The organism is Micromonospora cynarisoli (genome assembly GCF_030518815.1).
GTDB classification, from domain to species: domain Bacteria; phylum Actinomycetota; class Actinomycetes; order Mycobacteriales; family Micromonosporaceae; genus Micromonospora; species Micromonospora wenchangensis.
On the sequence record NZ_CP130426.1, the window covers coordinates 6,784,538 to 6,804,295 of the forward strand.

Genomic DNA, 19,758 nt, shown 5'->3' on the forward strand with positions numbered 1-19,758 from the left:
CGCTGGTCGGCGCTCGGACTGCGGGCCCGGCTGATGGTGCTGGGCGTGGCCGGCCTCTCGGTCGGGCTGGCCCTCGGCGGGGTGGTGCTGCTGGTGGCGCTCGGCTGGACGCTGCAACGCACCGTCGACGAGGAGGCGTTCCGCACCGCCGACGCGGTCGCCCGGCTCGCCGGAGAGAACGCCCTGCCCGATCCGCTGCCGGTGGCCGGCGGGCAGCTACGGGTGCAGGTGGTCGACTCCGCCGGCCGGATCAGGGCCGCCTCCATCGACGCCGACCGGCTGGTGCCGATGGTGCGCCCTGACCAGCTCACCGGCACCGGCCGGCAGCGCACGGTCGTGCCCGGTCAGCGGCTCGGCTGGGAGGGACCGGTACGCGTGGTGGCGGTGCCCGCCCGGTCGGCGGGGGAGCCGGTGACGGTGCTGGTGGGCCGCTCCACGATGGACGTCCGGCACGCCACCCAGGCGGCCCGTACGGTGCTGCTGGTCGCCTTCCCGCTGCTGGTGGGGCTGCTCGCGGTGGTCGCCTGGCGGGTGGTCGGGGCCACCCTGCGTCCGGTCGAGGCGCTGCGCAGCGGAGCGGCCGAGATCACCGGGCGGGACGCGGCCGGCCGGCTGCCCGTACCCGCCTCCCAGGACGAGATCCACCGGCTGGCGGTCACCCTCAACGACATGCTGGACCGGTTGGCGGCGGCCCGCGCCCGACAACGGTCGTTCCTCGCCGACGCGGCACACGAACTGCGCAGCCCGCTGACGAACATGCGTACCGAACTGGAGGTGGCCCAGCGCCTCGGCGACCGCACCGACTGGCCGGCCGTCGCCGCCGACCTGCTCACCGACACCGAACGGCTGGGCCGGCTCGTCGACGACCTGCTCCTGCTCGCCCGACTCGACGAACAGCAGGCACAGCAGGTCGACCACCTCCGGGCGGCGGAGCCGGTGGAACTGGGCGCCCTGCTCACCGAGGTCGCCGCCCGCTGGCCCGGCCCCACCGCCGCCGATCCTGCTCTGCCGCCGGGGGGCAGCGTCGCCGGGGCGGGTCCGGTTGTGTCGCCGGAGGTCAGCGTCGTCGCGGCGGCGGGCCCGGTGTGGACCGTCGGTGTGCCCGACGAACTGCGGCGGGTACTGGGGAACCTGGTCGACAATGCCGTCCGGCACGCCCGTACCCGGGTGGTGCTGGCGGTCGAACCGGCGGCCGACGACGCGTACCACCTGGTGACGGTGACCGACGACGGACCGGGAATCCCGGTCGCGGACCGGGAACGGGTGTTCCGCCGGTTCGCCCGGCTGGACGAGGGGCGGGCCCGGGACGCGGGCGGCGCCGGACTCGGCCTGGCGATCGTGCGCGAGCTGGTACGCCGGGGCGGCGGCACCATCGCCCTCGACGACGCCCACCCCGGCCTGACCGTCCGACTCCACCTACCGGTCCTGCCCGACCCCGACTGACTCACCTTCCAGGCTGCCCCTGCCACCCGTCCGCGTTCCGCGCCCGCGCGGATCGGCACCCGCTCCGGCACAGCAGCCCGCCCCCGTGCTCAACCACCCATCCGCCCCGGTGCCCCGCTTCCCCCGCGTTGCCGCCCCCGCCCCCCGCCTTGCCCGCTCGCCCGCATCGCCCGCGTTGATCAAGAGGTTTACGTCACTCCCACCCACCCAGTCTGACGCAAACCTCTTGATCACCCGACCGGGCAGGGTGGATATGGCCTTGATCAAGAGGTTTGCGTCAGGAGTTTCGCCGGGGGTGACGTAAAGCTCTTGATCAACATGGGTGGGCGTCGCGGGCGTGGGCGTCGGGGTGGGTGGGCGCCGGGCGGGGCGGGGTGGGTCAGCGGCGGGTGGTGCAGACGCGTTTCGCTCGGGCCACCACGTCGGTGGACCAGACGACGGCGACCGTGAAGCAGTAGTTGGTGGTGCGGTCCAGGCCGTGTACGACGAAGTTGTCGGTGCCGGGTGGGAGGGTCTGGAAGGGGCGCGGGTCCTGACCGGCCTGGGCGGCGGAGAGCACCACCGGGCCCTCGCTGCCGGCCGGGTACGTCCAGGTCAGGGTGATGCCGTCGGGTCGGTCCCGCAACGTCACCCGCCCCGGTGGGGTGCCCGGCGAGGCGGGCGGGCCGGCGTTCGGCGTGGCGGTGGTCGGGGCGGCCTCGCTCGGCGCGGCGGGTGGTGGTTCGTCGGAGCCGCCGACCTGGGACACCCCGGCGATCACCGCGACCGCGCCCAACAGCACCACGGCGACCCCGGCGGCCACCAGCGGTGCGGCACCCGGGCGGCGCGGGGGCGGGGCGTGCCGGCGCGGCACCAGCACGGGCAGCAACCGCGACGGGTCCACCGGCGGCTCGGCCGGCGTGACCCGGCGTACCCCGGCTGCCTCCTCGTCCCGGCGGCTCTGCGACAGCGGCGGGGCATAGGGGCCGTCCGGCCACCCGCCGGCCGTGGCCTGCTCGGGCGGCCAGTTCCCGTCGTCGATCCGCCCCGGCCCGGCGGGATGGCCCGGCCCGCCGGGATGGCCGGAGCCGCCGGAGAGACCGGGCCTGCCGAAATGACCCGGCTCGGCTGGGTAACCCGCCTCGGGCGGATAACCCGGCCCGGCTGGATGACCCGCGTCGGCCGGGTAGCCCGACCCGGCGGGGTGGCCAGGTGCCTGGTGCTCGGAGGCCGGATGACCTGAAGTCGGGTAGCCGCTGTCGCCCGGATAGCCATCGCCCCGACCGTCGCCGGCCCGGTAGCCGTCTCCGCCGGGGTGACCGTCCCAGGGGCCGTAGCCGGTGTCGGCGGGATACCCGCCACCTGCCGGAGGGCCGGCCGCGCCGAACCGGTCAGGTGGACCGAAGCGGTCGGGGGCGTCGAAGTGGTCGGGTGGACCGAAGCGGTCGGGTGGACCCAAGTGGTCGGCGGGGCCGGGGCGGGCGGCGTCCGGTGGGTAGCCGGCGTCGTCGGCGGGCATCCGCTGGCCGGGCACCGTCGGCGGGTACGGATCGTCGGGCGGCACCGGGCCGGCCGACCAGGGCGGCAGGTCGGGCGGCCCCTCGGCGGGCGGCGGGGTGCGGGCCGCCGGCACCACCGGCGTACCGCGCTCGGGGGCGGGCTCGTCGTCGCAGACGTGGTCGGGGTCGGCGGCGGCCCGGGCCAGGGCCGCCACCTGTCGGGCGAGCGGGTCGTCGGCGGCCAGGTGCTGGCGGGCCAGCTCGCGGGCGAGGGCGAGGTTGTCGTGCGCCTCGTCGAACCGGCCGCAGTCGCGTTGCATGGCACCGAGCCGGGCGAGCATCTTGATCCCGCTGGCGTGGCCGTCGCCGTACACCTCGCGGTGCAGTTCCCAGGCGTCCTGGAGGCGTTCGCGGGCCTGGGAGCACTGGCCCCGGGCGTACTCCACGGTGGCCAGGTCGGCGTGTGCGGCGAGCACCCGCAGCGACTCGGGGCCGTCGTGGGCGGTCAGCTCCAGGATCACCTCGGAGTAGAGCCGGGCGGCGCGGGCGTCGCTGCCGACCCGGTGCAGGACCGCCGCCAGGGTGGCCGCCGTCGAGATCGTCCGCTGGTCGGAGATGCCGTACAACCGGCTCGACGCCGCGTACGCGAAGGCGGCCCAGCCGCGCGCGGAGTGCGGTTCGCCGAGGGTGACCAGCAGTCGGGCCTGGAGGCCGGCGGCCTCGGCCAGTTCGGGGGAGGCGTGGTCGGGGCGGGGGTCCGCGTCGGTCAGCGCGTCGGCCAGTAGTCGCTGGGCACCGGCCAGGTCGCCGGCGGACACCAGGTGCTGCGCCTGGAGGGTCAGTTCACCGAAGCCGGAAGACACGCCCCATCGTGCTTGGCCGGCAACGGTTAGTACAACCCTTGCCGGTCGGCAACTTGGTCAAGAACCGGTCAGGTGGGCGACCAGCGTCTCGCTGATCCGGCGCAACTGGTCGACCTGGGCGGGGCTGAGCGCGTCGAACAGGTGCCGGCGTACCCCCTCGACGTGGCCGGGCGCGGCGGCGGCGAGGGCCGCGAAGCCGGCGTCGGTGAGCACGGCGACCTGCCCGCGCCGGTCGGTGGGGCAGTCCTCGCGGCGCACCCAGCCGGCCGTCTCCAGCCGGGCCACGGCGTGCGACAGCCGGCTGCGCGAGGAGCCGGTGAGGTCGGCCAGTTCGCTCATCCGCAGCCGCCGGTCGGGGACCTCGGAGAGCCTCACCAGGATCTCGTAGTAGGCGTGCGGCATCCCGGCGTCGCGTTGCAGCTCGCGGTCGAGGGTGTCGGTCAGGGCCCGGGAGGCGGCCAGGAAGGCACGCCAGGTCTGCTGCTCGTCGGGGTCCAGCCAGCGGGTCATGACGACCATCATAACCGTAATGATTGAACGCTCAACAAAACCGCGCTAGCGTGGTGGGCATGGGAATCCACCGCCTCAACCACGCCGTGCTCTACGTCTCCGACCTGCGTCGCAGCATCGACTTCTACCGCGACGTGCTGGGCTTCCGCCCGGTGCCGATGACCCCGGACGGGTTCCGGGGCGCGGCCTTCCTCCAGGCCCCCGACTCGACCAACGACCACGACCTCGGCCTGTTCGAGATCGGCGCACACGCCGGCCGCTCGCAGGCCGGCCGGGCCACCGTCGGCCTCTACCACCTGGCCTGGGAGCTGGACACCCTCGACGAACTGGCCGCCACCGCGCAGCGGCTGGCCGCCGCCGACGCGCTGGTCGGCACCTCCGACCACGGCACCACCAAGAGCCTCTACGGCCGCGACCCCGACGGGCTGGAGTTCGAGATCGTCTGGATCGTCCCGGCCGACCAGCTCGACGAGGACGCCCTTGCCGCCCGCAAGCGGATCGGCCGGCTCGACCTCGACCGCGAACGGGCCCGCTACGGCGGGCAGACCCGGGGCGGGGTGGGGATCTCCGTCCCGGCCTGAACGGCCGTACGGTAGAACGACAGGATGTCGATCGACGCCGTCCTGGGCGGACTGCTCGTCCGTCAGCTCGACCACTGGCTGCCGGGGGCCCTGCACCGCTCCCGGCGGGCCACCCTCGCGCTGGCGTACGCCGGTGACCCCGGCACCGCCGAGGCGGCCCTGCGGGTGGTGGCCGGCTTCGCCGACCGGCTGCGGGGCTGTCGGCTCACCGTGCTGGTGCTCGCCGACGGCGGCCCCGAACTGCCCGCCCGGCTCGGCGTCGTCGAGGCCGGCCTGCCCGGCGACGTGGCCGTGCACGTGGTGCCCGGCGGTCCGACCCGGCTGCCGGTGGTGCTCAAGGCCGCCGGCGCGGCCGGAGCGCCACTGCTCACCCTGGTCGACGGCGCGGCACCGGAGCCGGCGCTGCTGGCCGCCACGACGACCGGCCGGCCGGCCGAGGTGCTGCTGACCACCACCGCCACCACCCTGCGGCCGGCCCTGACCGCCGCCGGGTTCCCCCTGGTCACCGAGGTCGAGCTGGTCCCCGCCGACGGGACACCGGCCCGCCTGGTCGCGTTCGGCACCGGGCTGGACAAGAGCCTGGAGGCCTTCAAGGAAGCACTCTGGGCCAGCGAAGCCGACGTCGAATCCGCCGTCCGTCACCGGGACCCGGCCGGTGGTCTGCTCGACGTGGTGGCGGATCCGCCGACCGGTCCGCTGCGCGACGCGCTGCTGGCCGAGCTGACCCGCCATGGCCCGCGTACGGTGACCGAGCTGCGTCGGCACACGCTGACCGCGACCGCCTACCGGGCCGGGGACGCCGGGCGGGCGTTGACCGAGCTGCTGGACGCCGGTGCGGTCACCCGGGACCCGGAGCACGGGCGGCTCGGCGGGGACGTGCTGATCATCGGCCCCGCCCCGGCCGCCCGGTCAACTGCCTGACCACGATGGACGCGCCGGTGGCGATCACCCCGATGCTGAACACCATCTGCACGCAGACGATCGCCTTGGCGAGCTGCCCCTGGGCGTGCACGTCGCCGTAGCCGACCGTGGTGAGGGTGGCCAGGGCGAAGTAGAGCGCGTCCAACCGGGTACGCAGCCCGGAGAACTGGCCCGGCCCGCTGCCCGCCACCACGTAGTCGGCGACCGCGAACGCGAGCAACCCCGCGACCAGCGCCACCACCAGCCGGCTCAACGAGCGGACCTCGTCCTCGCCGACCGGGGCGCGGGCCCCGAGTTGGCGGCCCACCTGACGGGTGACCAGGACGGTGACCACGCCGATCAGCAGCAGGGTGCCCACGGCCCGCAGGGTCAGCCGCAGCCCGTTAGGGTCGGGCTCCAACGGGATCAGGAAGTAGCTGACCACCAGCAGGACGCAGGCCGCCAGGGTGTGCCGCCGCATCCGCGCCCAGTGTCCGTCGTCGCTCGCCATGCGGCGATTCTGCGCCGTCGTGACGCCCCGATCCGGCGAATGCCGAACCCGACCGGGGACGGGGACGTCTATCCCGGCCGGCGGCGGGCCGGGGGTGAACGTCGAACGGGGTGCCGGTGAACCACCGGCACCCCGTTCGACGAAAGGGCTTCACGCCCGGGACTTGTCCTGCTTCCAGGACAGCGGGCCCGGCAGGTCGACGCGGTGCGCCTTGGCCCGGGAGTTCCACGACCAGCGACCGATCTTGATGCTCCACGACGAGAAGCCGTTCTCGGTGAAGTTCAGGATGATCGGCCCGTACTTCTTGCGCTTCCGGAACATCAGACCCATCGTGGCGCTCCCTTCGCGTTCCCTGTCGTCGTTGCCGTCTCGGCCCGATAGATGCCCGCATCCACGAAAACCGAAACCTGCTCCGGTCCGGGCTGGACGGTGCCGGCAATGCCTATCAAGCCGACAGGTGTTGCGGTGTGGAAGAAGCAGGTGAAGATGACGGGAAGCAGAGACGGCGATGGAAGTCCCATGTTCTGGAAGATCGTTGATCTGGTCGTCCCGCTGCCGGCAGCATGAGCGCATGTCACAGCGGGACGCGCACCGACGCACCGACGGGTCTCCGCTCGCCCTCGACCCGGCCGCCCAGGACCTGCTGTTCCGGGCGGCCCGCACGGCCAACACGTTCACCGCCGACCCGGTGGACGACGCGCAGGTCGCTGCCATCCACGAGCTGATCCGGTACGGCCCCACCGCGCTCAACGGTCAACCGCTGCGGGTGCTGCTGCTGCGTTCGACGGCGGCCCGCAGCCGGCTGCTGCCGTACGTGTCGCGGGGCAACCGGGCCAAGACGGCCGACGCGCCGCTGGTGGCGGTGCTCACCGCCGACGTCGACTTCCACGAGCGGCTGCCGGTGCTGTTCCCGCACCAGCCGCAGGCGCGGGAGTGGCTCGCCGACCGGGCGGACCGGGTCGCCCAGGCCCGGTTCAACGCCACCCTCCAGATCGGCTACTTCCTGATCGGGGTCCGTGCCGCCGGACTCGCCGCCGGGCCGATGGCCGGCTTCGACGCGGCCGGGGTGCAGCGGGAGTTCTTCCCCGAGGGCCGGCACGAGGTGCTGCTGCTGGTCAACATCGGCCGCCCGGGGCCGGACGCCTGGCGGGAGCGGCTGCCCCGGCTCACCGCCGACGAGGTGATCGAGACGCGGTGACTCAGCGCGGTTCCCACGCGTCGGGCAGGGTGGTCAGCTTGCGGACGTGCGCCGGGAGCCGCCCGCTGACCACCTCGGCGAGACTCACCTCGTCGAGCACCTGCCGGACGGCGGCACGCACCGCCACCCAGAGCCGGGGGAGGTTCTCGGCCGAGCCCTCGTACCGGGTTTCCTCGGGGCGCAGCCCACGTACCCCGGCCAGCGGGCCCTCGACGGCGCGCAGGATCGCCCCGACGGTGACCTCGCGCGGCGGCCGGGCCAGGGTGTAGCCGCCCTCGGCGCCGCGCTGCGCACGGACCACGCCGGCCCGACGCAGGTCGGCCAGGACCGCTTCGAGAAACTTGCGCGGCATGTCCTGCTCGCTGGCGATCGCCTGGGTGGAGAGCAGGGAGGGGTAGGCGGTGGCCAGGCTCAGGGCCGCTCGGACCGCATAGTCGCCGCGCGCGGAGATCTGCACCCTGCCATCATGCCCGTCCGTCGGGGTCGGCGGGTCGCCGAGGTCGGACGAGCCGCGACGGCGGACGGTCCCGGGCGGCCCGGAACGCCCCCGGGCTCACTCCCACCTCGCGGGTGAAGAAGCGGCCGAAGTTCGTCGGTTCGGGAAAACCGAGCTGCCGACCGATCCCGGCCACCGGCTCGTCGGTGGCGGCGAGCAGCCGGCGGGCCTGGAGCGCGACCCGCTCGTCGACCACCTGCTTGGCGCTGCGCCCGGTCACCGCCAGGCAGGCCCGGGTCAGGGTACGCACCGAGCAGCCCAGCCGGGCCGCATAGTCCTCCACCCGCCTGGTGTACGGGTACCCCGCCTCCACCTCCCGGCAGAACCGGCGGAACGTGGCGGTCTCGGTCCGCTGCGGGTCGGTGTCGTCGGGCGTCCCGCCGGAGTCGCGGACGCCGGGCAGCAGGGCGAGCCGGATCAGCAGCACCGCGAGCTGGTGCCGGAGCAGGGCGTGCGCGGCCGGATCGGCGCGGTGCCGGCGGTGGTCCACCACCAGCTGGGAGACCTCGTTGATGACGGCGTCCTCGTCCGGGCCGGTGAGCTGGTGGTGCTGCGGCACGGCGTCGGGGTCGACGTCCAGGCCGCGCAGCGCGTCGGCGTGCCAGCGGAGCACGACCGCGTCGAGCCGCGCGGGGCAGCGCAGCACCTGACCGGGGGCGGCCCGCAGCAGGGTGCCGGGGCGGCAGGGCAGCGCCCGGAAGTCCAGCTCGACGAGGCCGTGCCCGCCGGTGACCAGGACGAGCAGATCGTCGTCGAGCAGGACCGGCCGGGGCGCGCCCGTGCCGGGGACGAGGTCGCCCAGCTCCAGGATGTCGATCTCGGGGCGGGGCAGGTCGGGACGGGTTGCCGGGGAGAGCTGACCGGAAGGGACCATCGTCTTCGACCGTAACCGGGGACGGCCGAGGTCGCATCCCGGCGACGGGACTCTGTCGCGCTTGCGGTGGACGGGTGCCCCCGGTGGGGTTGTCCGGCCGCCGGGGCCGGGCTACGTTACCGATCGGTAAGGACCGCGACGCGCGATGGGGTGCTCATGACGGATCTGTTCTCGGTCGACGGCAAGACGGTCCTGGTCACCGGGGGCTCCCGGGGGATCGGGCTGATGATCGCCCGGGGCTTCGTCCGGGCCGGGGCCACGGTGGTCATCTCGTCGCGCAAGGCCGACGTGTGCGAGGCGGTGGCCAAGGAGTTGTCCGCCGAGGGGCGGTGCGAGGCGATCCCCGCCGACCTCGGCGACGACGCGGGGGCCGACGCCCTCGCTGCCGCCGTCCGCGAGCGGTACGACCGGCTCGACGTGCTGGTCAACAACGCGGGGGCGACCTGGGGTGCGCCGCTGGAGTCGTACCCGGCGAGCGCGTTCGACAAGCTCTGGGCGGTCAACGTGAAGGCGGTGTTCCGGCTCACCACCGCGCTGCTGCCGGCGCTGCGGGCGGCGGCCTCCGACGACGACCCGGCCCGCGTGATCAACATCGGCTCGATCGACGGGCTCCGGGTGCCGGCGATGGAGGTGTACGCGTACTCGGCCACCAAGGCCGCCGTGCACATGCTCACCCGCAGCCTCGCCCACCAGCTCGCCGCCGAGCGGATCACGGTCAACGCGATCGCCCCCGGCCCGTTCGAGAGCAGGATGATGGCCTTCGCCCTGGACGACCCCGCGACCCGGGCGGCGATCACGCAGCAGGTGCCGCTCGGTCGGATCGGCCGCCCCGACGACATGGCCGGCGCGGCGATCTTCCTGTCGTCGCGGGCCGGTGCCTACCTGACCGGCGCGGTGATCCCGGTGGACGGGGGCATCACCACGCACGGCTGACCGGCGTACCCGACGGGTGGTGACGTGCCCGGGCGGCGTGGCGCGTACCCGGGCGGTGGACGGCCGGAACCGCGCGGACTCGGCAGATCCGCGCGGCTCCGGGGCAGACTGGTCAGCGACCGGCGAGCAGCCGGTTCACCGCCGTGTCGACGTCCAGGTGCTCGGCCTCCCGGCCACGCGGGACGACGACGTACGTCCGGCGCAGGAAACGCACCAGCACGCTGCGCGGGACCTCGAACAGGGCGTTGCCGTCGGGCGACGACAGGGCCAGCGCGACGAAGTCGCCGCGCGGGGTGGCCCAGGGCCAGACCCGCACGTCGCCGATGCCCGCCGGCTCGTCGAGGCCGGTGACCAGCAGTTCGCGGGCGAACGACCAGCTCACCGCCTCGCCGCCGGCCGATTCGGCGTGGAACAGGACATGGACCGCATACGGGTCAGCAGGGTCGTAACGCAGGCTGGCACGCACCGGCAAGGCGGTGGCGTCAGGCGCGACGAGCCTTAGCGACGTCTCGACCTCTACGGTCGTCGGTCGGATGACACTCATGGACGTTCTCCCCCCGGCACCGCTGCGGAACGCGCGTGTCCCGCTTTTCCCATACTCAGGTGCTACTGCTGGCTACGCTCCGCCATACGCTGACTTCACCCAGTGGTGGGAAGGGGGTCCGAATCGCCGCGAGAATGTGAGAATTCTTGTAGGATTTCCGGTTCTACCCAGTCGGGAGCCCGTCCGAAGTCGGGTGGTTCAGTCGTCGACTTACTCCGGTAACGTCCAGTGGTCTGCGCAAGTGACGGGCCGGGACGACACTGGGGGGTGAAATGGCCACGAAGCGTTCCTCAGTGGATGCGGCGAGTAGGGCCGAGTCACCGAAAGTAGGGGCCCGAGCAGCCAAAAGGCGGGGTGACAGGGTGCCTATCAAGCCACCGGACCGAGACGGTCGGACGACCTCCGACGCCGGTCGTGCCGGTCGAGTCGCCGGCGTCCCCCGCAACTCCCGTGGCCGGGCCCGACCGGTCACCGGACGCGCCCGCGGTGGCGGAGGTCGATCCGGCCGGACCGCCCTCGCCGCCCGCCCCACCGGCTGGCGGTGGCGGGTGCGCACCACCCTCGACCTGATCCGGGCCAACCCCACCGGCCGGGTCGCCCTCAAGATATTCATCGCCGTCGCCGGGGCGATCGTGGTGACCGTCGGCATCGCCCTGATCCCACTCCCCGGTCCCGGCTGGCTGATCGTCATCGCCGGCCTCGCCATCTGGGCCGTCGAGTTCCACTGGGCCCGCCGGCTGCTCGGCTTCACCCGCCGCCACGTCCACGCCTGGACCCGGTGGGCCACCACCCGCTCCCTGGCCGTACGGTTCCTGCTCGGCTCCGTCGGCCTGGTCTTCGTCGCCGTGGTGCTCTGGCTCTCGCTCAAGTACGGCCTCGGCATCGACCTCGTCGCCCAACTGCGGCACCACCTCGCCGCGACCTGACCGGCACCCCGGGTTTTTGGCTCCGCCGCACGATCGGGTAGAGTCAACGGCGCTGAGGGCGATTAGCTCAGTGGGAGAGCGCTTCGTTCACACCGAAGAGGTCGCTGGTTCGATACCAGCATCGCCCACCCTCGATATAGCAAGCTCAAGGCCCCTCGATTGAGGGGCCTTGAGTCGTTTCTGTCGATCAATGCTGGCCGGGAGGCAGCGAGAAGGCAGCGAACGATGCCAGCACCCGGCGGTCACGTTCGCCGGTGGAGTGCGTGTACCGGTTCAGCGTGGTGGATGTCTGCTCGTGTCCCATCACCTTGGCGACGTCGTTGATCGGGACGCCGTCGGAGACGAGCCACGTCGCGTACGAGTGGCATAGGTCGTGGAACCGCAGCCCGATCGGAAGGCCGGCCCGCTGTAGCGATGGCTTCCACACCCGAGCGCGGAACGTACCGCGCCGTAGCGCTTGGCCGGACCGGGCGACGAAGATCAGGCCATCGTCGCCGGATTCGACCGTGTGGCGGTGTCCATGCTGTCCACTGGCCAGCCTGCGCGCAGCGAAGCCCTTCGTTTCGTGGGGTAGGCTCTCCCGGCCCAGGTGAATGGTCTGTGCCAGGACTGGGGATCTTCAGTCGTCAAGGACGGCGGCCTCCCGTGGTCCGGCATGACCGGCAAGGGACCCATTCGAGAACTTCGGTTCCCGTCTCCGGCGACGTGAACACCCACTCGTTGCGTCCGCCGTTGCCCGAGCAGTCGGTGCACAGCAGCCAGGGCTGCCATCCCTGCTCGGTCTCGGCCAGAATGGTGGACGGCTGATTCGACATGGCTTGGACTCCTTCGAATCGGTTACGGGGTCACGTCCGTTGCAGCGGCCGTGGCCCCACTTCTCTATGTGGCTGTCACGTCGTGACCATCGTTGGTGGGCTGGCCCCAGCGGCTGATTGCCGAGCGGGAGTAGCCGGTCAACTCCGCGATGCGCCGGTACGGCACCCCGGCGGCTGCCGCCTGTAGGACGCGCGGTCGTAGCGTCTCGTCAACCTGCTCTAGCTCCTTGAGTAGCCGTAGGCGTTCTGCTCCGAAGCCGGCGATTCTGCTGACCGCCGCTGCCCGCTCCTGTTCGGGCAGGTCCGGCGTTGGGATTACCTCGTAGCGGTACCGCCCAGCGGTGAACGAGCGCTCTGCTTGGGGTGCTGGCGTGCGGGTCGTCTCGGGAGTTTCCTGTCGATCACGTCGACGCTGGCGCTTGCCCATGTCTCGATGCTACATCTGCTGTCCCGATCGGGACAAGTAGTCCCGGCGGAGCGATGTGGAGCGGCGGGGAGCGCGAGGGAGGCAGGAGCCGGGAGAGCTGGTGAGCTAGGCGTTCCGAGCGGCGTCCCCGTTGGTGAAGATGGCCAAGGCGCAAATAGATGGCGGAACGGGCGCCGAGTAGGAGGCCAGCGGAGCCTGCGTGAGGCGCGATCCGAGGGCGAACGTTCGAGGTGAGTGTCGTGTTGGGCTTGGTCGGCTCGGAGCTGCCTGTGATCTGTTGCCGAATTGGCCTGTACTAGATCAAGCGCGCTCCGCGCGGCGCGGGCCGGGCGCGGTAACCGGCTCCTGCGGAGCCGCCGCCCCGCTCGCCTTCGGCGGCGGGGCGGAAAGTCAGCCGGCCCGAAGCCCACGCCCGCCCCGCGCGTCACCCACTGGTTCCGTGAAGGGAACCGGTGACGAATCCCGGAGACCACCGGGACCAGGACGACAACCCCGATCCTCCGGACGGTCTACCACCACGTGACGTCTCACCTCGGACCGGTCGACGGCCGGTCGGACGAAGTTGCCGAACGGAATCCGCCGGCCGCTCACGGGTCCGAGGTAGGGAAGGGGTGAGGGTGGGGAAGGGGGCGGTGGGTGGTGGCGGGTTGGGGTTAGGGCTGTGCCTCCGGCGGGGGCCAGACGACTCCGGGATGGAGTTGCCGAACGTTGCGGTGGGTGGGTGGTGGGGGTGGGATGCCATCCCGCCAGCCACCGACCCAGGCAGAGCCGAGCAGATCAGGGCCAGGGCGACAAGGTCGTTCGTCCAGTAGGGCGCTCCACCTTGTCACCCTGGCCCTGACCTGCTCCACGGTGTGTGGGTCGGCGGCAGACGGGATGGCAGCAGCGTCACGGGCAGGGAGGCTTCGGTTGCGTACGCTGCTGTCAGTGCTCGGACTACGGAGGCTCGATGGTTGCGCCCGAATTCGTCCCGATCGTCTCTGCCGGTATCGGAGCAGGAGCTGCGCTGGCTGGCGTCCTGCTGAAGATGCTCTACGACGGCAGGGCAGAGCGACGGAAGCAGCAGAAAGATGACGCGTCCCTGTTCTTATCCGAGAGACGAGATGCCTACGAACGCTTCTTGGAACTCCATAGGCAGCAGGTGGACCGCAACGAACGTTTAAGGAAGATTGGACTAACGATCAGGGATGGCGGAACGCCTCCAACAGACGATGAGATTGCCGCCTTTCCCAGCCCAGTCATGGCAGACCTCGCTGCGGCGCTTGACGTGGTACGTCGGCTCGCCCGCTCTTACGAGGTTGTTCGAGCCGGAGAGCAGATGGTTCGTCTACACGGCGACATGGCCGTCGCTCAGCGCAAAATGCTAGACGCAGTGACGGCACGCGGGGGCAATCGCGAGCTATCTTTCCACGAGAAAGAAACCGACGACATCCTGTGGTTTTTGCTGACGAACATTCTGCGCGATCGGACGCTGGAATTCTCGTATGCCTATCGGGTGGATCTGGGCATCGGTGACCCGAGAGGCGGTCCGAAGAAGTATCCAACCGAGCCGCGACCATGGCCGCTGGAAGACTCGGAGCATGTTCTCCGAGCACACATCTTGCCCAGCCATCTCAAAGCCAGAGGCGAAGTCGCTGAGGGTAAGTCGCAGCCGCCCACCAAGGAGCACAGCACCCACGCACCGTAGGCAGCACGGAGGCAGCGAAAGCTCCAACCGTCGTTGACAACCCTTGGCGGCGGACAGGATGACAGGCATGCTCAATGACACCGGATGGCACCAGCTGATAGGCGATGGTGCGCCATGCTGGCGTTCACACCGAAGAGGTCGCTGGTTCGATACCAGCATCGCCCACTCTCAGTTCCGCAGGTCAGAGGCCGCTTCCCGAATTCGGGAGGTGGCCTTTCTGCCGCGTTGCAGCAGTGAAGAACAGCAGCCCGGCTACGGGTGAGCGATCCGCCGAGGCGCTGGGGCGCGACACGAGGCCGTTGTCCTGCCTCGCTTTTCCGGCATCTGCCCCGTGGCCCGTCGCGTCGGTTTCTCCGGAGTCCGAGTGCGGCCACGCAGATGTGGGGCGGGGGCACGGTGGCGTCCTCGCGGGCTTGACAAGCGGTCGGGTCCGCAGTGGACGATGAGACGTGAGAATCCTTGTGGTGGGTGGCAGCGGCCTGATCGGCGCGCACGTCGTCGAGGTGCTGCGCGGGCGGGGTCACACCGTGACCACGGTGGCCCGTACCGCCTGGCCCGGCGTCGACCACCTGCTCGACGTCGAGTCCGCCACCACCGACGACTTGCGGCCACTGCTCGCCGGCCACGACGGAGTCGTCCTCGCCACCCGCGCCGACGAGCAGCGGGTGCTGCCCCGGCCGATCCACCCGCTGCTGCGCCGCGAACTCGTCGACCCGGTGGTACGCCTGTTCACCGCCGCCCGTGCCGAGGGCCTCACCCGGGCGGTCCTGACCGGGTCGTACTACACCTTCTTCGACCGGCTGCATCCGCAGTGGCGGCTGGTGGAGCGGCACGTCTACATCAGGTGCCGGCGGGAACAGGCCGCCGAGGCACGCGCCGCCGCCGGCCCGCAGCTCCCGGTCACCGTGCTGGAGCTGCCGTTCGTCTTCGGCCGGGTCGGCGACCGGCTGCCCAACTGGGCCGGCCCGCTCGACCGGTGGGCACGGTCCCGGTCGCCGCTGGCGGTCCCCGTCGGCGGCACCGCCGCCGCCTCGGCGCGCAGCGTGGCCGAGGTCGCCGCCGACGCGCTCGAACAGGCACGCGGCGCGGACGTCCCGGTCGCCGACGAGAATCTCACCTGGGCGGCCATGATGACCCGCATCGCGGCCGCCGTCGGCCAGCCGCGTCGGGTCGGCCGCCTGCCGGCCCCCGCCGTACGTGCCGCGCTGGGCTGCGGTGGCCTGCTGCACGGCCTCGCCCGCCGGGAGGCGGGCCTCAACCCCACTCACCTCGCCGGCCTGCTGCTGGCCGAGCTGTTCGTCGAACCCACCACCGGCCGGTCACTGGAACCGGCGCTGCGCGAGACCTTCGCCCCCACCGCCTAGCTCCGCCGCCGGGGGCGCGGCGTCCACCCCTCCGTCGGCCCGGTGCCGCGGGGCAGCCGCGGGAGCGTCTGCGAGGTGAGCTGCCGGCGAGGGTCTCCGGGGCGGCGGTGATCTCGGCGATCCGGGCGGGTCGTCGGTTGTCGAGGGCCGGGGCGGGCGCGCCCCGCAGCGGCACGTCGTCGACAGGTGCCGGGCAACCGGGCGCACCGGCTCAGCCGCGACTCCACCGCTGGCTGGTCGCGCCGTTGCAGTCCCAGATGATCACCGACGTGCCGTTGGTGGTGCCGGCGTTGTCGACGTCGAGGCACGTGGTGCCGTAGACCCGCAGCTCCTGGCTGCCGGTCGAGGTCCACGACTGGTTGGCCTGGCCGTGACAGTCCCAGACGATGGTGGTGGCCCCGGTGGTCTGCGTCGCGCCGTTGACGTCCAGGTACCGGCCGGCGGAGACGCTGCGTACGGCGGACGTCGTGCCCGGTGGCGGCGTGGTCGCTGGTGGCGTCGTCGGTGGTGGGGGAGTGGTGGGTGGCGGCCTGGTGGGCGGGGGAGTGCCGCCGCCGGCCGCGACGGGTGCCCACCGCGCACTGCGCCGGGCACCCGTCGACAACCCGATGGTCAGGAGATCGAGGCGGGGAACCGGTCCCAGACCCGGTGCGCGGCCAGCAGGCGCTGCGCGTCGGCGAGCACGGCTGTCGGCGAGTCACCGGCCACCACGCCCGCCGCGCCGGCCACCCCGGCCAACTCCAGCACCCGCACGCCCGCGCCCCAACCGCCGATCACCTTGGCGTGCCGCCAGCACTCCTGCACCAGCAGCAGCACCCGGGGATCGACGACGGTGGCGTCCGCCGCGCCCGCCTTGGCGTCCCGGGCCGGCAGCGCGTCCGGCGCCGGCGCGGGGGCCCCGGCCAGCAGCAGCGCGTCCAGCTCGACCGAGCGGCCGGTGGCGAAGGTCCGCTGTACCGTCAGGTCGCCCACCGTGCCGCCGTGCGCGGCGATCACCAGCGGCACCATGCCCGCGGCGAACACCTCCCGGCGTACCTGCTCGACGTCGTCGGTGCCGGTGTCGGCGTCGACCACGATGCCGACCGTACGGCCGTCGGCCGGCCAGGTGCGGCCGAGCTGGGACAGCGCCGGGCTGGGCGCGACGTCGGCCAGCGGCACGGTCGGCTCCGGCGTCGGCAGGCCCAGGCCGGTGGCCACCTGCGCGCAGAGCACCGGGTCGATGTTGGCCAGGCACTGCACCTGCCGTTCCCGGATCGCCTGGTGGTAGCACTTGCCTAACTCGAAGGTGTACGCCCGGACGATGTGCTCCCGCTCCACCGGCGACATGCTCAGCCAGAACAGCCGGGCCTGGCTGAAGTGATCGTCGAAGGAGGCCGGGTTGGCCCGGACCTTCGGAGCCTCGGCCACGGTCACCGGCACGTCGACGAACGCGTTCTCGGCGTCCCCGGCCGGGAACGGGTTGCCCCCGTCGAGCGAGTTCGGCCGGTACGGCGCGACCCCGGCGTGCACGGCGTGCTGGTGGAACCCGTCGCGGAGCATGTCGTTGACCGGCGCATGCGGCCGGTTGATCGGGATCTGCGAGAAGTTCGGCCCGCCCAGCCGGGTGAGCTGCGTGTCGACGTACGAGAACAGCCGCCCCTGCAACAGCGGGTCGTTGGTGACGTCGATGCCCGGCACCAGGTGGCCGAGGTGGAAGGCGACCTGCTCGGTCTCGGCGAAGAAGTTCGTCGGCGTCCGGTTGAGCACCAGCCGACCGACCGGCTGTACCGGCGCCAGCTCCTCCGGCACGATCTTGGTGGGGTCGAGCAGGTCGATGCCGGCGAAGGTCTCCTCCGGGGTGTCCGGGAAGACCTGGAGGCCGAGCTCCCACTCCGGGTACGCGCCGGCCTCGATGGCGTCGTAGAGGTCACGCCTGTGGAAGTCGGGGTCGATGCCGCTGAGCAGCTGCGCCTCCTCCCACTCCAGCGAGTGCACGCCCAGCTTCGGCTTCCAGTGGAACTTCGCCAGCACCGTCGCCCCGGCCTCGTTGACCAGCCGGAAGGTGTGCACCCCGAAACCCTCCATGGTCCGGTACGAGCGCGGGATGCCCCGGTCGGACATGTTCCACATCGTGTGGTGCTGCGCCTCGGTGTGCAGCGAGACGAAGTCCCAGAAGGTGTCGTGGGCGCTCTGCGCCTGCGGGATCTCCCGGTCCGGGTGCGGCTTGCCGGCGTGGATGATGTCCGGGAACTTGATCGCGTCCTGGATGAAGAAGACAGGCATGTTGTTGCCGACCAGGTCGAAGGTGCCCTCGTCGGTGTAGAACTTGGTGGCGAAGCCCCTGGTGTCCCGCACGGTGTCGGCCGAGCCCCGGGAGCCCAGGACGGTGGAGAACCGGACGAACACCGGCGTCTCCTTCCCCTTGCGCAGGAAGCCGGCCCGGGTCACCTCCTCCGCGCCGTACCCGGTGAAGACGCCGTGCGCGCCCGCGCCCCGGGCGTGCACCACCCGCTCCGGGATGCGTTCGTGGTCGAAGTGGGTGATCTTCTCGCGGAAGTGGTGGTCCTGGAGCAGCGTCGGCCCACGCGAGCCGGCCTTCAGGGAGTGGTCGGTGTCGTGCAGCCGGGCACCCTGCGAGGTGGTGAGGAACGCACCCTGCTGGCCGTTGGCGCCGGTGGGCGCGCCGGTGGCCGCGCCGGTCGGCGTACGGGTCTCCGGTGCGCCCTGCTCCTTCTTCGGTGGCAGCGGGTCGTGCGGGGTGGTGGGTTCGTCGACGGTCGGCGGAGCGCTGCCGGGCGCTCCGGGGACCTCGGGGGTCATCAGGTGGGACACCTTCTCGGCCGCGGCGTCCACCACGTCCTTGACGACCTCGGTCGGCTTGCGGGATTCCATCTGGGTGGCACCTCTTCGTGGAGCGGGGAACGGGTGTTCCTCCCCTACCCGGGCATCCCGGAGCAAAACACACCGGTGTCGGCCGTCACCCGTGGCGGTTCAGCGCAGCGCGCGCAGGGTGACGGCGGTGACCGCGCCGTACGCCAGGTGCGGCACCACGTCGGTCATCCAGTCGGTGGCCGACCAGGTCCGGGGATCGGTGACCCGCAGCAGGGTCAGCGGACCGTTGGAGCCGATCATGGCCAGGCCGGTCAGCGCCAGGGTGGACACGGCCAGCGGCAACCGCCGACCGCCCGCCGCCGCGTAACCGGCCGCGGCGGCCACCGAGGTGGCGTAGCCGAGCAACGGCCCGAGCCCGGACCGGCGGTTCGCGGCCGTACGCTGGTCACCGAGGTCGACGTGGGCCAGGTCGGCCAGCCGGCCGGCGCTGTCCTCGGCGGCGCTGCTCGCCGGCCGGGCCCGCAGCGCCATGTCGAGGTAGGTGACGGCGTTGAGGGCGGACGCGCCGGCCGCACCGGCGATCAGGGCCCTGCTGGTGGGCGTCATCCTCCCCGCGTACCCGCCTGCGCGGCGCTGACACCAGCCCCGCCCGAGCGGGCGACCGTCAGGAGACCGCCGTGGTCACCAGGTCCCGGATTCGCTTCTCCACCGCCGGGGTCCACGTCCGCAGGGCGTACGACACCGGCCACAGGTCACCGTCGTCGAGGTGGGCCGACTCCTGGAAGCCGAGGGTGCAGTACCGGTAGTTGAACTTGCCGGCGTCCTGGAAGAAGACGACGATCTTGCCGTCCTCGTTGGCGTACGCGGGCATCCCGTACCAGGTCTTCGGCGACAGCTGCGGGGCCGCCGTGGTGACCGTCAGGTGCACCCGCTCGGCGAGCGTCCGGTCCGCCGGGGCCATCTGGGCGATCCGGTCCAGGACCGCCTGCATGCCGTCGGCCTTCTTGGCGCCCTTGCGCCCCTCGGCCCGCAACTCGGCGGCACGCTCCCGCATCGCGGCCCGCTCCTCGGCGGTGAACCCGTCGCCGGCCTCCCCGGTGGTGCCGCCGTCGGACGCGGTGGTCGGTTTCTTCGTGGACACGCGGGCTCCCTCTGTCGCCGTGCGGGGCGCGGCACCCTGCCGGCCACCTGGGTAAAGGTTATGGTCCAGCCCGACCGACGGCTTCTCGATTCCTGACCGGGCTGGTGAAAGCAGCGGTCGAGGGACTCCCGGTTCCGGTTCCGAGCGGGTGGCTCGGGCGCGGGCCACGAGTGAGGTGTTGCCTTGTCTCCTGGAGGGGCGTGCGACAGGAAACGTCTACCGGCATTGAGGGCTTCGACCTGACTCTGGTGAGTGC

Annotated in this window: 22 protein-coding genes and 1 tRNA gene; 10 read left to right on the plus strand and 13 right to left on the minus strand. The window is 72.4% G+C overall.

All coding sequences use genetic code 11. The features are described from left to right. Nucleotides 1-33 precede the first annotated feature (33 nt). On the plus strand, nt 34-1,443 hold the full coding sequence (locus Q2K16_RS29950) for a HAMP domain-containing sensor histidine kinase (RefSeq protein WP_302746661.1): 1,410 nt from the start codon (nt 34-36) through the stop codon (nt 1,441-1,443). A gap of 379 nt (nt 1,444-1,822) precedes the next feature. On the opposite strand, the gene Q2K16_RS29955 is transcribed toward Q2K16_RS29950, so the two are convergent. Further along, a complete protein-coding gene (locus Q2K16_RS29955) occupies nt 1,823-3,784 on the minus strand; it encodes a tetratricopeptide repeat protein (protein WP_302741696.1) in 1,962 nt (653 codons plus the stop codon). 57 nt (nt 3,785-3,841) lie between these two features. Continuing rightward, entirely contained in the window at nt 3,842-4,303 is a 462-nt protein-coding gene (locus Q2K16_RS29960; RefSeq protein WP_302746662.1) for a MarR family winged helix-turn-helix transcriptional regulator, read from the minus strand. Between the two features lie 50 nt (nt 4,304-4,353). Between Q2K16_RS29960 and Q2K16_RS29965 the strand changes: the two genes are divergently transcribed. Both Q2K16_RS29965 and Q2K16_RS29970 read left to right on the plus strand, forming a co-directional pair. Beyond that, nucleotides 4,354-4,875 carry a VOC family protein gene (locus Q2K16_RS29965; protein ID WP_302741697.1) on the plus strand — a complete coding sequence of 174 codons (522 nt, stop codon included), beginning with the start codon at nt 4,354-4,356 and terminating at the stop codon, nt 4,873-4,875. Between the two features lie 24 nt (nt 4,876-4,899). Further along, nucleotides 4,900-5,796, plus strand: coding sequence for a hypothetical protein (locus tag Q2K16_RS29970; RefSeq protein ID WP_302741698.1), 897 nt, complete (start codon nt 4,900-4,902; stop codon nt 5,794-5,796). Here Q2K16_RS29970 and Q2K16_RS29975 read toward each other — a convergent pair. Both Q2K16_RS29975 and Q2K16_RS29980 read right to left on the minus strand, forming a co-directional pair. Further along, on the minus strand, nt 5,759-6,286 hold the full coding sequence (locus tag Q2K16_RS29975) for a potassium channel family protein (protein ID WP_302741700.1): 528 nt from the start codon (nt 6,284-6,286) through the stop codon (nt 5,759-5,761). The genes Q2K16_RS29970 and Q2K16_RS29975 overlap by 38 nt on opposite strands. Before the next feature lie 150 nt (nt 6,287-6,436). After that, a complete protein-coding gene (locus Q2K16_RS29980) occupies nt 6,437-6,616 on the minus strand; it encodes a DUF4236 domain-containing protein (protein WP_007075522.1) in 180 nt (59 codons plus the stop codon). 108 nt (nt 6,617-6,724) lie between these two features. On the opposite strand from Q2K16_RS29980, the gene Q2K16_RS29985 reads away from it, so the two are divergent. Beyond that, entirely contained in the window at nt 6,725-6,853 is a 129-nt protein-coding gene (locus tag Q2K16_RS29985) for a hypothetical protein (protein ID WP_302741711.1), read from the plus strand. Nucleotides 6,854-6,857: 4 nt separating this feature from the next. Further along, nucleotides 6,858-7,484: a malonic semialdehyde reductase gene (locus tag Q2K16_RS29990; RefSeq protein WP_302741713.1), complete on the plus strand. Its 627-nt coding sequence runs from the start codon at nt 6,858-6,860 to the stop codon at nt 7,482-7,484. 1 nt (nt 7,485) lies between these two features. Here the strand turns inward: Q2K16_RS29990 and Q2K16_RS29995 are convergent, their stop codons facing one another. Beyond that, nucleotides 7,486-7,941 (minus strand): RrF2 family transcriptional regulator, encoded by a 456-nt coding sequence (locus Q2K16_RS29995; RefSeq protein WP_088642227.1) that lies wholly within the window; start codon nt 7,939-7,941, stop codon nt 7,486-7,488. Between the two features lie 7 nt (nt 7,942-7,948). Beyond that, nucleotides 7,949-8,854, minus strand: a complete 906-nt coding sequence (locus tag Q2K16_RS30000; protein ID WP_302741714.1) for a helix-turn-helix transcriptional regulator — start codon at nt 8,852-8,854, stop codon at nt 7,949-7,951. Between the two features lie 156 nt (nt 8,855-9,010). On the opposite strand from Q2K16_RS30000, the gene Q2K16_RS30005 reads away from it, so the two are divergent. Then, nucleotides 9,011-9,787: a glucose 1-dehydrogenase gene (locus Q2K16_RS30005; RefSeq protein ID WP_302741716.1), complete on the plus strand. Its 777-nt coding sequence runs from the start codon at nt 9,011-9,013 to the stop codon at nt 9,785-9,787. 112 nt (nt 9,788-9,899) lie between these two features. Here the strand turns inward: Q2K16_RS30005 and Q2K16_RS30010 are convergent, their stop codons facing one another. Then, nucleotides 9,900-10,331: an SsgA family sporulation/cell division regulator gene (locus Q2K16_RS30010; protein ID WP_007457244.1), complete on the minus strand. Its 432-nt coding sequence runs from the start codon at nt 10,329-10,331 to the stop codon at nt 9,900-9,902. A gap of 272 nt (nt 10,332-10,603) precedes the next feature. Between Q2K16_RS30010 and Q2K16_RS30015 the strand changes: the two genes are divergently transcribed. Further along, the gene (locus Q2K16_RS30015; RefSeq protein ID WP_302741747.1) at nt 10,604-11,257 is read left to right on the plus strand and encodes a TIGR02611 family protein; all 654 of its coding nucleotides are present in this window, start codon (nt 10,604-10,606) and stop codon (nt 11,255-11,257) included. A 56-nt stretch (nt 11,258-11,313) separates the two neighbouring features. Then, nucleotides 11,314-11,385: transfer RNA gene (locus Q2K16_RS30020), tRNA-Val, on the plus strand. A 59-nt stretch (nt 11,386-11,444) separates the two neighbouring features. On the opposite strand, the gene Q2K16_RS30025 is transcribed toward Q2K16_RS30020, so the two are convergent. Together Q2K16_RS30025 and Q2K16_RS30030 are read right to left on the minus strand one after the other, a co-directional pair. Then, nucleotides 11,445-11,864 (minus strand): tyrosine-type recombinase/integrase, encoded by a 420-nt coding sequence (locus tag Q2K16_RS30025; protein WP_368052582.1) that lies wholly within the window; start codon nt 11,862-11,864, stop codon nt 11,445-11,447. A 272-nt stretch (nt 11,865-12,136) separates the two neighbouring features. Beyond that, nucleotides 12,137-12,499: a helix-turn-helix domain-containing protein gene (locus Q2K16_RS30030; protein WP_302741748.1), complete on the minus strand. Its 363-nt coding sequence runs from the start codon at nt 12,497-12,499 to the stop codon at nt 12,137-12,139. A 949-nt stretch (nt 12,500-13,448) separates the two neighbouring features. On the opposite strand from Q2K16_RS30030, the gene Q2K16_RS30035 reads away from it, so the two are divergent. Beyond that, the gene (locus tag Q2K16_RS30035; protein WP_302741749.1) at nt 13,449-14,186 is read left to right on the plus strand and encodes a hypothetical protein; all 738 of its coding nucleotides are present in this window, start codon (nt 13,449-13,451) and stop codon (nt 14,184-14,186) included. Nucleotides 14,187-14,635: 449 nt separating this feature from the next. Beyond that, nucleotides 14,636-15,550 carry an NAD-dependent epimerase/dehydratase family protein gene (locus Q2K16_RS30040; protein WP_302741750.1) on the plus strand — a complete coding sequence of 305 codons (915 nt, stop codon included), beginning with the start codon at nt 14,636-14,638 and terminating at the stop codon, nt 15,548-15,550. A 211-nt stretch (nt 15,551-15,761) separates the two neighbouring features. Here the strand turns inward: Q2K16_RS30040 and Q2K16_RS30045 are convergent, their stop codons facing one another. The 4 genes from Q2K16_RS30045 to Q2K16_RS30060 form a co-directional block, all read right to left on the minus strand. After that, a complete protein-coding gene (locus Q2K16_RS30045) occupies nt 15,762-16,154 on the minus strand; it encodes an RICIN domain-containing protein (protein ID WP_302741751.1) in 393 nt (130 codons plus the stop codon). Nucleotides 16,155-16,162: 8 nt separating this feature from the next. Next, entirely contained in the window at nt 16,163-18,421 is a 2,259-nt protein-coding gene (locus tag Q2K16_RS30050) for a catalase (protein ID WP_302741752.1), read from the minus strand. Between the two features lie 99 nt (nt 18,422-18,520). After that, nucleotides 18,521-18,967, minus strand: coding sequence for a hypothetical protein (locus tag Q2K16_RS30055; protein WP_302741754.1), 447 nt, complete (start codon nt 18,965-18,967; stop codon nt 18,521-18,523). Nucleotides 18,968-19,025: 58 nt separating this feature from the next. Beyond that, nucleotides 19,026-19,415, minus strand: a complete 390-nt coding sequence (locus Q2K16_RS30060) for an iron chaperone (RefSeq protein ID WP_302746664.1) — start codon at nt 19,413-19,415, stop codon at nt 19,026-19,028. Nucleotides 19,416-19,758 lie beyond the last annotated feature (343 nt).